18 protein-coding genes are annotated in these 12,903 nt (G+C 32.1%); 8 read left to right on the top strand and 10 right to left on the bottom strand.

Going from position 1 to position 12,903, the window contains the following annotated elements; translation table 11 throughout:
• Positions 1–59: 59 nt before the first annotated feature.
• From CBF37_RS11055 to CBF37_RS11070, 4 genes are read right to left on the bottom strand one after another with little or no spacing between them, the layout of a single operon-like run.
• A complete protein-coding gene (locus CBF37_RS11055; RefSeq protein ID WP_125984812.1) occupies positions 60–245 on the bottom strand; it encodes a hypothetical protein in 186 nt (61 codons plus the stop codon).
• 10 nt (positions 246–255) lie between these two features.
• Entirely contained in the window at positions 256–720 is a 465-nt protein-coding gene (locus CBF37_RS11060) for an ORF6C domain-containing protein (RefSeq protein WP_125984813.1), read from the bottom strand.
• Positions 713–1,612: a DUF3102 domain-containing protein gene (locus tag CBF37_RS11065; protein ID WP_125984814.1), complete on the bottom strand. Its 900-nt coding sequence runs from the start codon at positions 1,610–1,612 to the stop codon at positions 713–715. Before CBF37_RS11065 ends, CBF37_RS11060 begins: the two co-directional genes overlap by 8 nt.
• A gap of 1 nt (position 1,613) precedes the next feature.
• Complete coding sequence (locus CBF37_RS11070) at positions 1,614–1,805, bottom strand: helix-turn-helix domain-containing protein (RefSeq protein ID WP_125984815.1); 192 nt, start codon at positions 1,803–1,805, stop codon at positions 1,614–1,616.
• A 262-nt stretch (positions 1,806–2,067) separates the two neighbouring features.
• Here CBF37_RS11070 and CBF37_RS11075 point away from each other — a divergent pair, with 262 nt between their 5' ends.
• From CBF37_RS11075 to CBF37_RS11085, 3 genes are all read left to right on the top strand, one after another.
• A complete protein-coding gene (locus CBF37_RS11075; protein WP_125984816.1) occupies positions 2,068–2,376 on the top strand; it encodes a helix-turn-helix domain-containing protein in 309 nt (102 codons plus the stop codon).
• 87 nt (positions 2,377–2,463) lie between these two features.
• Positions 2,464–2,802, top strand: a complete 339-nt coding sequence (locus CBF37_RS11080; RefSeq protein WP_240626715.1) for an ImmA/IrrE family metallo-endopeptidase — start codon at positions 2,464–2,466, stop codon at positions 2,800–2,802.
• A gap of 48 nt (positions 2,803–2,850) precedes the next feature.
• The gene (locus tag CBF37_RS11085; RefSeq protein ID WP_125984818.1) at positions 2,851–3,438 is read left to right on the top strand and encodes an Ltp family lipoprotein; all 588 of its coding nucleotides are present in this window, start codon (positions 2,851–2,853) and stop codon (positions 3,436–3,438) included.
• 220 nt (positions 3,439–3,658) lie between these two features.
• Here the strand turns inward: CBF37_RS11085 and CBF37_RS11090 are convergent, their stop codons facing one another.
• Complete coding sequence (locus tag CBF37_RS11090; RefSeq protein ID WP_125984819.1) at positions 3,659–4,273, bottom strand: hypothetical protein; 615 nt, start codon at positions 4,271–4,273, stop codon at positions 3,659–3,661.
• 793 nt (positions 4,274–5,066) lie between these two features.
• Here CBF37_RS11090 and CBF37_RS11095 point away from each other — a divergent pair.
• The 5 genes from CBF37_RS11095 to CBF37_RS11115 all read left to right on the top strand — a co-directional run bounded on the left by CBF37_RS11095 (position 5,067) and on the right by CBF37_RS11115 (position 7,824).
• The gene (locus CBF37_RS11095) at positions 5,067–5,855 is read left to right on the top strand and encodes a ParA family protein (RefSeq protein ID WP_125984820.1); all 789 of its coding nucleotides are present in this window, start codon (positions 5,067–5,069) and stop codon (positions 5,853–5,855) included.
• A complete protein-coding gene (locus CBF37_RS11100) occupies positions 5,848–6,225 on the top strand; it encodes a hypothetical protein (RefSeq protein ID WP_125984821.1) in 378 nt (125 codons plus the stop codon). Before CBF37_RS11095 ends, CBF37_RS11100 begins: the two co-directional genes overlap by 8 nt.
• Positions 6,226–6,336: 111 nt before the next feature.
• A complete protein-coding gene (locus tag CBF37_RS11105) occupies positions 6,337–7,167 on the top strand; it encodes a GIY-YIG nuclease family protein (RefSeq protein ID WP_125984822.1) in 831 nt (276 codons plus the stop codon).
• 127 nt (positions 7,168–7,294) lie between these two features.
• Complete coding sequence (locus tag CBF37_RS11110) at positions 7,295–7,561, top strand: hypothetical protein (RefSeq protein WP_125983049.1); 267 nt, start codon at positions 7,295–7,297, stop codon at positions 7,559–7,561.
• A complete protein-coding gene (locus CBF37_RS11115; protein ID WP_125984823.1) occupies positions 7,558–7,824 on the top strand; it encodes a DUF5960 family protein in 267 nt (88 codons plus the stop codon). Before CBF37_RS11110 ends, CBF37_RS11115 begins: the two co-directional genes overlap by 4 nt.
• A 48-nt stretch (positions 7,825–7,872) precedes the next feature.
• On the opposite strand, the gene CBF37_RS11120 is transcribed toward CBF37_RS11115, so the two are convergent.
• The 5 genes from CBF37_RS11120 to CBF37_RS11140 all read right to left on the bottom strand — a co-directional run.
• Positions 7,873–8,958, bottom strand: a complete 1,086-nt coding sequence (locus tag CBF37_RS11120; RefSeq protein ID WP_125984824.1) for a GH25 family lysozyme — start codon at positions 8,956–8,958, stop codon at positions 7,873–7,875.
• A gap of 56 nt (positions 8,959–9,014) precedes the next feature.
• Positions 9,015–9,344: a phage holin, LLH family gene (locus tag CBF37_RS11125; protein ID WP_165866714.1), complete on the bottom strand. Its 330-nt coding sequence runs from the start codon at positions 9,342–9,344 to the stop codon at positions 9,015–9,017.
• Positions 9,345–9,357: 13 nt separating this feature from the next.
• Positions 9,358–9,636: a hypothetical protein gene (locus CBF37_RS11130; RefSeq protein ID WP_125984826.1), complete on the bottom strand. Its 279-nt coding sequence runs from the start codon at positions 9,634–9,636 to the stop codon at positions 9,358–9,360.
• 99 nt (positions 9,637–9,735) lie between these two features.
• A complete protein-coding gene (locus CBF37_RS11135; RefSeq protein WP_125984827.1) occupies positions 9,736–11,022 on the bottom strand; it encodes a hypothetical protein in 1,287 nt (428 codons plus the stop codon).
• A gap of 52 nt (positions 11,023–11,074) precedes the next feature.
• The coding region (locus CBF37_RS11140; RefSeq protein ID WP_206168067.1) for a hypothetical protein at positions 11,075–12,903 on the bottom strand (1,829 nt) is incomplete at its 5' end.

Consider the following 12,903-nt stretch of genomic DNA (forward strand, 5'->3'; position numbering starts at 1 on the left):
AGTCGCAATTCAAAGACAAAGTTGATTCTGTCATTGATTATGTTGCTAAAATAAAAGGTTTAATCCCTTTTATTTAATCCAAAAGGATCGTTCTTTAAATCAATTAATGATGATTCGAATTCGTTTAATTTATTCATTATTTCAATATCTAATTCTTTTTTAGCCTTAGTATCTTCTGCCAAAGCTCTAAGGCTTTCTTCTATTCCTTTTAAACTTAGTGATATTTGTTTAATTTCCTTCTCCATGTCTTCCCTCCTATGCGATGTCATCGCCGTTCATTTCTGCAATTTCCATTTGACGTGCTGTTAAACGTAGTTGATATGGTTGCAAGTTATTTAGACTAACCATTTCAATGACTTTCTGTGCATTTACAAAATCAACTCGTCTGATGTCGTAATAACGTGGTACATTGAACGTTTCTTTTAATCGCTTGTAGATAATGCCACGTAAATGACCAGTTTTAGCTAGAAATAAATCATCTGATACAGGCTTTCCGAATAATTCGCCGGTTAATTGCCATGCCTTTGTGCCAACCAAAGATTGAATAGCTCCGCCCTCGCTGCGTGTTAATGTGATACTGTCACGTAATTCTTGAACGTCTTGTTTAACTTCATCACGCATAGTAACCATATCTTCTTTAATTCCTTGCATTTCCTTAACCATGACAAGCTGTGTTTCTAATTGCTGCTGCAATGTTACTAATTCATTATTTTCAATCATTGATAATCTCTCCCTCGATAATAGTATTTTTGTTAATGCTACTTAAATCTGATAAAAATTTATCTAAACGTTCAATCAAGAAATTCAGTTCCTGTTTTGCTAAATTATCTCGACTGATGACTTCTGATAAATCCATGTAGACTAAACTTCCTGCCTGTGCTAGAAACTCGTTTGACTTCTTCAGTAAATCTGATAAATGCTTGTAATCAGAAACCAGTTTTTGAGTAGCATTCAATCTACCTTCAGCTTGATTAATAGCTTGCGATAGCTGTTCGTATTTAACCGACTTCTCGTCCACTTCTGAACGTTTTTGAAGTAAATCCCTATAACTTTCTTCAAGCTGTTTTATCTCGTCTCTAAGCTCGTTATTTTGCTGTTTTTGAAACTCATAATCTTTAGACTTAGATTTAAGATAGTTATAATCATCAGGTATCTTCTCAATCTCGATTTCTCTGACTTCTGGCTTACGATTTGTTAGTTGTTCGATAGCGTCGGCTTGACTGGTTATCTGCTCGTCTTTCTTTTTGAGTTGTCTTTTGAGTTCTTGCAATTCACGGACAGTTGACGGATCACCTTGTTCAGCTTTGATTAGTTGTTCTTGTTTTTGTTCTTCGGGTAAAGTTGCGATTAGGTAAAGGGCTTTGTTCCCTAAATGTGTGAACGTGTCCACATTCGGTATCTCATTAGCAACTTTCATAAATCTTGTAGCTTCATACCTATCCATGCCTATTTTGTTTAGCCACTTAATAAACTCCCCATGAACCAAATCGTTTTCTTTAACATGGTTTAAACGTCTGCCGATTTCCCAAATTGATTGACCAGCTATCTGCTTGTGATAGTTAATTTCCAACTCAATCTGATTTAAGTCAGAAGACAATGTTAGTTCGTTCATGCTATGCCTCCTGTTCAATTTTGATTCCTAATTTTTCTTTGATTCTGTTTATTTGCTTTTCTGGCTTATCTTTTCCGTTAAGTATTCTCGATAGATACCCTTGATTCATATCTAGTTCTTCTGCTAGCCATGTTTGAGTTTTCCCTCTTAAAACTAAAGCTACTAAAACTTGAGTTTTTAAATCATTTTGCACAAAATCACCCCCCCTTGTATAAAAGTAAATAATTTTTACAAAAAACATTGACTAAAAGTATAAAGTTTTATACAATAAGTGTATACAAAGCGTACTTAATAAACATACATTTCTCCCGCCAAGTTGAAATATAAATTAAGTAATGTTTTTTTGTAAATATATTTGCTACACTCAAAGAATAACAAAGTTTTATACCTAAGTCAACGAAAAAGTATAAAGTTTTGTAATTATTTTTTAGTGTGCTCTGAAAGAGGAATTTCAAATGCTATTTGATAGAGTAAAAGAGTTATCTGAAAAAAGAGGAAAAAATGTTAAAGAAGTCGCACTAGAATTGGGATTTAGCGAAAATTATTTCTACTCATGGAAAAAAAGCAGCCCAAAAGCTGATATGCTTCAAAAAGTTGCGGACTACTTTGATGTATCAGTTGATTACTTACTTGGTCGTGAAGATAGTAGCTCTCTAGCAGAACAATACGGAGCATTTGCTTTTGATGGTGAGCCTGTAACAGACGAAGAAATGGAATTCCTGTTATCAGTATTGAAAGCTAAAAGAGCGACTGACAATAAGTAAATTGAAGTGAGTGATTACATGGATGATATAAGTTACCGATTAATTAATAAGGTAAATGAAATGGGGCTTAACTTAGAGTTTGTGGAAATGAAGCGAAGTGGTATTTATTTAGCAAAGGTTAAAACAATATTTATCAACTGTAAATTGCTAGAGAGTGGTAACGCTGCGTTTGAAATATCTCATGAACTGGCACACTGTTTGAAAGAACACGATAATTACTACGATTACTATACCGCTACTGATAGCAGCAGAAATAAATTAGAACGAGAAGCTAATCAAGTTGCAATAGAAATACTAATTGAGATATATCTACATGAGTTTGATATCGATAAAGAACAATTCAATGTTGTTAGGTTTATGGAATATTTCAAAATATCGAATAGATTAGAATATTACGTGGAACAAAGTCTATTAAATTATATATAAAAATAACACTCCTTATGATATAATAACGCGAAAAGGAGTGTTTTAATTATGAGTAAAAAAAGGAAAAGAACGTCTAGTGATAAAAAAGCACTAGAAAAGAAGCCGTTTTACAAAAAGTGGTGGGTGTGGGTAATTGTGGCAATTGTTTTAATTGGCGCAATCGGTAGTCAAGGTAAAGAAAAGGAAGAAGCAAAAACTAAAAATACAATTGTAAAAACTAGCTCATCTTCATCTGAAAGCGTTGCTAAAGAAACTAGTGAAAGCAAACCACAAGAAAGTTCTAAACCGGCAGAAAAAAATGAACCTGCCAAAACTAAAAAAGATGATACTCCTGTTGAGTATAAATCAGCATTAAAAAAAGCAGAAACTTATTCATCTATGATGCACATGTCTAAAGCTGCAATTTACAATCAACTTACTTCTGAAGCTGGTGAAAAATTTACTCCAGAAGCTGCTCAGTATGCTGTAGATAATTTAAAAGCAGACTACAACAAGAATGCGTTAGAGAAAGCTAAAACCTACCAAGACACAATGAGTATGTCACCTGAAGCAATTCGAGATCAACTTACTTCCGAGGCTGGTGAAAAATTTACTCCAGAAGAAGCAAATTACGCTGTTGAAAATTTAAATAAATAATAGATTAACCACTCATTATTCGGGTGGTTTTTTGTTATTTTAATTTAAGGTTTACATAATGCAGATTAAGAAAAGTATCAGCGTTACCATGCTCTCTCACTGCCGATATTGTGATTTCAAATTGGTCTAGGTGCATTACGATTTAGAAACGCTAATTTAACAGCGTTTCTTTTTTTATTAAACTTGTGAAAAAAATAGTAATAATATAATAAATATGTTATTAATCTACAAAAATATCACAATCTTCATATGCTTTTTTCCAACCTCCTTTTTCTTCTTTTCTATTAGTCTCATAACCCTTACTAGTTAATCTTTCGTTTTCTTCTCTTGTAATCCAAATAATTTGATGAGATTTTACCAAATTAGATATAACTTCTCTTTTATGGTCATAATCATTACAACTAGACATTTCTTTAATTTTTTTTACAAAAGTTCCTCTAGTCACTGCATGTTCCCAATGAAAATTAGGTTTATCTTTATCATCTTCTTCTTTTTTATGAGTTCTCTTAGGATCTCCTAATCCGTTTTTTTCTAAAGACTTTACCTGATCCTCGCGAGGAATTTGAAATAACGGACGTAACTTTTCAATATTTTCAATTTCTGCAATTTCTCTTAAATCTTTTAATCTACGTTCAGCAGCAACAGAAGCTTTTAATGGATTAATAAATGGATGAGTACCATTACATCCAATTTCATTCCAAGTATGAGATAACATACGTTCCAATTGCTTTGTAACTAATTCAGACGAAGAATTCTTTAATAAATCACAAAATTGAACAAACATACTAATTGTATCCTCTAATTCTTTACTATCCATACAACGCATTTCTACCATTTTTTTCTCCTTTATATTTAAATATTTTATAAAACCTATTGTTATGTGTTATCCGATTTGCTATCAGAAGCGAAGCAGTTTAGGTGAGTGAGCATAGTTGTACCCTAGTCTGACAAACAAAAAAGTTCATCAATTAGCGTACAACATGTGTCTATCGTCAGCTTACAGCTGGAGCCTGTTCACATGTCCTATCTGTTGGTATTATTATACACCATATTCCCTCTTAAAATACGCCCTAAGAGCATTGAATATGACTACTGACCTTTCAGTCCGCATTACCACCCTAGCCTTTCAAATCGGTAGCTATCACCATTCATGGAATAGAGGACAAGACAACCCTATTAACTCCACTAGCATTAGTTATTGCGGCGGCTAATGCTTAACCTTTCTATTTGATCGCATAATTAAATGCATGCAGTTTGGCTTCTACACTTTAAAAAAAGAGCAATACATAGTATAATGTATTTAATGAGAAAAACTATGTGGGGTCACCGATTGCCGTCGGTGGCTCTTTTTTTGTATTTAATTAATTAAAACATATCATTAATAATGATTTTTTACAATACTTTTATTTGCTATAAACACTGATAAATCAACGTTTATAGGCATTAATGTTATAGTTAACACCAACATTAACATTGACATTAACATTAGTGTTTTTATAAGCTTTAAAAAGCTGTTTCTTATGAAATTTGGGTTTATACGATATAAACATTAACATTAACATTGACACCAATCTTGGTGTTATGTATAATTACAGTGAACAATTCAAATAAAAAGGTGGTAAAAATAAATGACAAAAATTTTAGCTGTAACCACGAATAAAGGTGGTGCTTTAAAAACTTCTATCACTACCAACCTTGCCGGCGTGTTTTCTAGTCGGGGTAAAAAGGTACTAATTATCGATTTAGATAATCAAGGAAACGTAGCAGTAACTTTTGGAATAAATCCCGATGAGATTGAAAATACTATTTATGACGTTATGATGGGTACTGCTGACATTAAAGATTCTATTGTAAATGTTAGTGAGGGTTTAGACCTGGTAGTTTCAAATGACGATATGGCATTTATTGAAATGGACGTTTTAACTAACAAGGATAAATATCCTGATCCACTAAATTTATTGAAGAACCCTTTAGACGAAATAAAAGAAAACTATGATTTCATTTTGATAGATACTCCGCCTGCGATGGGAATGATATCTGCTAATGTCTTTAATTGTGCTGAAGATATTTTAATACCATACCAACCAGAAGTTTACGCTTTTAGAAGTATGGTTAAATCAATTAAAGCAATAAATAACTTTAAACGAACTAACAAAGAATTAAATATTAAAGCAGTAATTCCTGTTAAAGTTAGAAAAGTATTAACTCATGAAGCGTTCTTGCAATCAGGACGTGCATTATGCGAGCAAAACCACATTAAGTTTACAGAAACAATGATACCTGAAAGCATTAAATACGCTGAATCAGTTGGACGCTATAAATTGCCAATTACTTTAACTGATGATAATTTAAAAACAATTAATCAGTATAAAAAGATTTATATCGACTTAGCGAAGGAGTTGGGATATATTGGCTAGAGGTAATAAAACAGATGGCTTTTCAGTGGACAATATTGTCGATACGCTGATACAAGAAAACATTAATGATAATGTTGATGTTAAAGATGATGTTAAAGATGATGTTAAAGAAAATGTTGCTGATAACGATACTTCCGAAAAAAGCAAAGAAGCTGAAACTGATATAGTAACTGAACTAAAAGAAAATGTTGAACCTGAAAAACAAAGAGTTCAGTTATATATAGATAAGGACGTTAATAACTTATTAGATTATTATGGTAAAAAAATAGGTAAAGCAAATGGCGGTAAAAGTAAATTTACTACTGAAATTCTAAAGAGATTCTTGATTGAAAACAAACTATGGATTGAAAAGATTGCAAATAAAAAATAGCTTTATATAAGGAGTTATCGCTCCTTATTTTTTTAAAACATTAACATTGGTGTTAATGTTAATGTTGATTACAATGTTAATGTTAACTTTATATTTAAGGAGGAATTGAGTATGTACGATTATTACGTTTACGGACACTACACAGACGATGGGACTTTATTTTATATTGGTAAAGGTAGAGGAGATAGGCATTTGCAAATAGGTAGAAATTCTGCCCATGATCGCATCGCGACTAGAAAAGGTTGTAATTCAAAAATATTATTTCGAGATTTATCAGAGAAAGAAGCTTTACTAATAGAAGATACAATGGTTTGGAACGCTGAAGAAATTGGCTTTATTTTAACCAATCAAATGTTAGGCAACAATGATGAACCTTTATTATCCGACCAAGAAGTCATGACAATACTTGCTTATACTTTTTATCGAAAAGACGCCAATATGAATAACAATAAAAGCGAAACCCTACAACATAGAGGTGATGTATTTTTAGATTTAAGTTCAGAAGTAATAAATAGAGAATATGAAAAAAATATTTATAGAATATTGGAAGAATCTACTCAAATTCAACTCGATGTCTTGTGTGTGATTTTAACTATATTAATATCTTATAGTAATAGTCTTTGTGTAGAAGTATCTATTTCAAAATTATCTAAACTTCTCGATGTTTCCAAAAATGATATACAAAAAAATCTAATTTCATTTTATCCAAATTTAGATTTAGAATGCAAAGAGATAGGCGACTATAAGAGGTTCCCAGTTATTAAAGAAATCATTTGTGATAATGAGACATTTTCTATTTCTTTCTACGAACATTATGCAAACCTAATGGTGCCCCTATATAACGGTATACACGGCAAATCTAGTAGTATTCTTGAAGATTATCTAGCAGAACATACTCAACTATATAATGACAGGCAAGATATTCTTGATAAGATTAACTAGATAATCACCCACAATTAAACATTTAAAGGCCTTAGAATCGCTCTCTGTGCAGCGATTCTTTTTATTTTACTTTACAAACCGAACATACATTCGTATAATTAACTTAAAATTATACGAGGTGAGGAATATGCGTAGAAATCTGACTGGTACTGTAGATAAAATAAAGTTGTTGTCGTCATTTCCTGATATGCTTGTTCGATTCTCAATTATTGATAATGATATTGTAGTAAATTGTATTGTTCATGACAGAAGTTTAGGAAATCGATTGATGTTCCTGGAAGATGGTAAGAGTGAGGTAGCTGTGTTTGGACATTATAATAGTAGAAATCAGTTAGTCGTTGAAAAGATGGCGCTTAGAAATCCATCGAGTTTTGAGAGAGAGTTTGCGGTATGATTGCCCAATTCAAGCATCAGGACCCGTCAATGGAACAATGGTGGAAAGATTATAATGCATATATCAATACTTCAGTTCCACTATTTGTAGTCGTTAATGAGATTGTTGAGTTAATGGATAAAAACAACACTGACTACTATAAAGTACCTAAACGGCATACTAGAAACGGAAAAGATGTATATTTTAAATTTAATTCAAAGGTATATGATCAAGACAATATACCGTATAAACTGTTTACCTACGAACGTGTTTATTTAAAATAGCACAAAAAATAAGCCTAATCCGATTAAGGACTAGGCTTTTTGATTACTCTATTTCAATTCTGACGTATACCCGGAGTTAATATATCCACGCCATTTGTCTTTATCGTCGTATAAAGAATAGTAAGTGTAACCGTTCATGTGGTCGTACTTACCTTTAACTTTGAACTGTTCACCACACGCATCTTTACCTTTGTACCATGTTTTCCAATCAAAGCCACTGTAAATATTAGCTTCTGGATCATTAATCATAACTCGTTTATTTTCCTTGAACCACTTACCTTCAGGATTAGTGTAGTCGTTTAAATGGTTCTTAGGTACTTCTTTTGCATATCCACTATTAATATAGCCTTCCCACTGACCTTTATCGTTGTACAACGAATAGTATGTCTGACCATTTTCGTGCTCGTATTTCCCGGTCACGTTTAGTTGTCGACGACCTAAATCGCTAGCTTTTTGACGAAATTTCCAGTCAAAACCACTGTATATATTAGCATTCTTATCAACGTTAACAGTTACACGCTTGTTTTCAGACATCCATGGTCCCTGTGGTGTTTCACGTTTGACAGGCTTTTTAGTACCGTTAGAAGCATACTTATTCCATGTTCCAGTATCCATATAAAATTCATTTTTATCTAACGGTGTAGATGTGAATTGCCACCCGATAACGTTTAGATAATCATGAACGCTAGGAGCATTACTTGAATACTTAGCAATCCAAAACGCGTAATCATTAGCTAGGGCTTTCCAATTATCTGAATTACAATCTGATTCATTCATATAAAGCCAGCAACGGACACCTGTTTTATCAAAAACTCTATCACAGAATCGTTTAGCTTGTGCAGCACCTTGTCGACCGTACATTTCATAATCCAAAATTAATACTGCTTCGCCAACATATCCTTTGATATTTTTAACGAAGAAATCAGCTTGCGCAATGACATCAGAGCCATCTAAAAAGTGATAAACACCATATGGTTTGTTTAACGCTTTCGCTTGTTGTACAAAGCTATCACATGTTTTATCGACAAAAAATGTTCCTTCAGTTGCTTTAAAGATAAAACAGTCTGATTGTAATGTGCTTAGTTTAAGTCCTGCTTGATGATTCGATACGTCATATCCAATTAATTTACTCATAATTCATTCCTCCTAAAATTTAATAAAAAAATAGCCCTCAGTTCGAGGACTACTCGTTATCTATTTTGTTCATATCCTTGTTTCATTCCAATAACAGCTGCTTCAATTAAACTGTCTAATTCAATGTCAGTAATCGGAATCAGTTGCTCGTTTAACATCTGAACAGCTCGTTTTTTAGCTTTGTCGTATCGAACTTGTCCATCTTCCACTTTGTAGATTTGTTCGGCAGCATTGACTGCAATTTTGACTGTGTCTTGCTTAGTTTTAAGTAAGTCCAACATGCCTTTCTGTTTAAAATAGGCTGTTGCCTTAGCACTCAACACCGTTACTGCTCCTGTAATTAATATAGCTAACAAGTTAATCACTGCATCTTGTAATCCGTTCATATACATCACTCCTTCAATTTCTCTCTAGTTTTTTTAGTCGCGCTTGTGTCTGTTCATTAATCGTTTCAACTCGCACTAAGCGATCACGAATTTCTCTATTTTCAACACGAATTTCTTTAGTATCATTAGCAATTGTTTTGACGTTATCACCGATATTTTTTATATCAGATTTAAAAGTTGTCATTGTTGCCGTTTCTTCTGACGTATCTTTTTTTAATGCTTTCCATAGTCCAATAATTGTTGCAAACATCCCGATGAACCCAAACAGGACTGCATATTCAATCTTTAACATTTAATCCCCCCCTTCCTTAAAACAGTATATTTTAGAGGCATCGCCACCTTTCAGGGCAAAATAAAAACAACTACTGGTTAGGTAGTTGTTAAATTAATGTTATTTATTAATTAGTGTCTCTTTATTAAATTTTTGACTTGATATTGAAAGAATACAAATCAATGTAATGAATCGCGTTGCAAACAAATCTGGTATCAAACATGTACCCACTAATACGATAGCAATTAACCAAGAAAATACTGTTTTTTTCTGAACCGCATCTATCCAGATTAAGAATTGATTTAAGAATAGAATAAGTGAAAATAGCATTCCTCCATGTAAAGCATATTGAAGTATAGACAAATGTGGGATAGGTTGACCCAATAGAAAAGCTAGATAGTTTTGACTGTAACCATACCCTAACATAGGGGCTTGTTTTAGAAGTTGTAAAGAAAACTCATATCCTAGCAGCCTTCCTGAACCACTGGTAACATCCGATATAGTTGACAAATCCCGTACGCTTTGGAGCAATTGAAATGCTAAGTATCCACCAACACCAAATGTCACGAGAGTCATAAACTTTCTTAATAACCCTCTTTGACCGATTAATATAAACATGAATGAAAAAACAAATAAAACGAATAATCCTGTTCTAGCAGAAGTAATCGCACTTGCTAATGCAATTAAGATGAATAATATATAATTTTTTGTATTTCCTTTTTTGTTTTTTGTATCATATAATATCCAAAATGCAGCAGTAGCAAGATATAAAGTTCCGTGTGAAATATCGGTAAAAAGAAAATAAAATAATTCTCTATTTAGCAAGAAATTGACTGCTCCAAATTCAAATCCAGTCATTTTGAAAATTGAAAATTGTAATATTAACATAATGCTCGTTAGAACAGCGCCAGTTATATACCCTCTTTTTACCAAAGCCACCGTTTGATTTTTCAAAGTGTTATACCTAAATATACTTGCAAATATTAATACATTGTTAAATGTCAGAACTATGAATTGTGTTATTGCCTGGCTAAAAAATATTTTCGACGAATATAATAAAGGTACAAAGCTAAGTATGATAGTGATAAATGACATGATTAACAAAAAAATATTTTTTTTATAAATTATTTTATTATTAATCAACATTATTGATACTAAGTAACATATTCCAAAAATAATAAACCAAGATAATGGAAATGAGCCATAGTTGCTACCAATCAAACTTCTCCAAGAAAACGGTAAAGCATAAGACATTAATATTAAAAATCTAACATCTAAGTCTATTTTTTCTGCTTTTAATTTTAAAAATTTCCTAGTAAAAAATATCAATGCTAATCCCGTAAAGACAGGATAAAAAATAGGCTGGCTGTAGCAAAGGCCAGCAAAAATAAACATTAAAACATACACATTCTATCTCCTCCAACGATTGATAGCTTATTATATCATTAGTTATACTCAATTATTCAATTTTACCATATTTTTTCCAAACGTTATCAGCAGTATACACTACGCCGATGTAGTCTGCTGGGTTTAAGAATCTAAATTGTTCGCCTTTAAAAAAGTTTAAGCTATCCTGTGCTGGATTGAAGCTGATTAAAGTATCGTTAACGTTTATTTTAGAGTTTAATCCTTTTTCAAATAGTTTTCTAAATGAAACGTTTTCAATGTAAACTTCCCCATTAGAATATTCCCCACCGTTTGATAAAATAATTCTTATAAATTTTATGTTAGGATCATCAACTGTTATCAGAGCATTAAATGTATTATAATCACTTTGCCCTACATTTGGTGTTGTAGTTGTCTTAAATGTAGACTGTTTGATACTTTTTTTCGATAAATCTTGAAAAGAAACAGTTAGAAAACAACCTTTGAATGCACTATCAGATACAACGTTTCCATAGCCTTTTATACTAAAAATAAATTGGTCACCTTCTTCTACTGGAAATTCATATTCGTCGTTAATAAACATAGCCTTAATTGTATTAGCGGCTTTTATACTATTATTCCCTATTTTTGTTAAAAATATATTTCCTTGTTTTATTCTGACTAGACTATCTTTTAAAGGCCCTGAAATATAATTTTGACTCCAGAAAGTTTTCTTAGTTAAGCTAAAGTCAGTTATTTTTGTCGATTTTAGCAATTCGTTTCCTACGTTTATAGAATTATTAAAAATTACTTTGCCACCCTGATAAATTTTTTTGTCTTGTGTTTTTTGAGTCGTTATATGTTCAATTTTACAGTTTTTAAATTCAATATTGCCACCATTGTAAACAAAGTCTTTAATTAAGCAATTCTCAACTAGTATATTTTCCGTTCCGTCATACGTGAAATTATTTTCCCAAATGGTTAATTCTGAAATAGTCATATTTGATATTTTAACGTTACGAGTAACTTCTTCTTTTTCATTTGGTTCTATGTCTATACTAATACCATGATTAAAATCTTTGATATTAAAACATTTATCAATAATTATATTTTCACACCCGCCGACTATTGCAATGTCTGAAAGCCCATTTTCTGCAAAGCCACAATCTTTAATTTCAATTTGCTTTGATTTATCTAAATAAATGCCCCACGAGTTTGGTTGACTTGTCGAATTATGAAGAAACCCTTCAAAATTACATCTTTTTATTTTAACATTCCTTCTATTTGAAACATCAAATCTACTCCACTCTAAGTCTTTTTCAGTAGACTTGAAATGAAAATTTATAACTGAAGAAAAGCTGCCTATACCGGCTAATACAGGATCTTTGTCTAACGATAAATTAATAATAGGTTTGCCAATTCCTAGTAAATTAGAATTGTTTGGTATATGTATTTTAGTAGCCTGATAGTTTCCAGGAGGTAATGTTATATCTCCATTTCTTAATGCATTATTTAAGGTCTGTGTTACATCAGAATCAGGAATTACTCCAAACCACCTCGCATTAACCCCTCTTTCTTCAAACTCATTTTTCATCTTTTCCATTATTTCTTTGTCGTACTGACGAAAAATTCCTAAATCACCTGTCGTATCTTTAAACTCCGGCTTTGTAACAATATCATTGTCTTTAATTTGCTGACTGATATCTCCCAACTTACCAATCATAACCACAACATCTTCATCAATTTTACCTGACTGATTCTTAATCATATTAGCTAAATCTTCAAATTGTTCGACGTAGACTTGTTGTTCTATTTTAAGACCGCCATTTATATAGCTTGGTTGCATCACGAAATAGAAATACCCAACCGTCATAGATTGACCGTTAGTATAAGTGACATTCACTTCACCTAGCACTCGACCTG

Origin of the sequence: Vagococcus vulneris, assembly GCF_003950515.1 — a bacterium.
Lineage (GTDB): Bacteria > Bacillota > Bacilli > Lactobacillales > Vagococcaceae > Vagococcus > Vagococcus vulneris.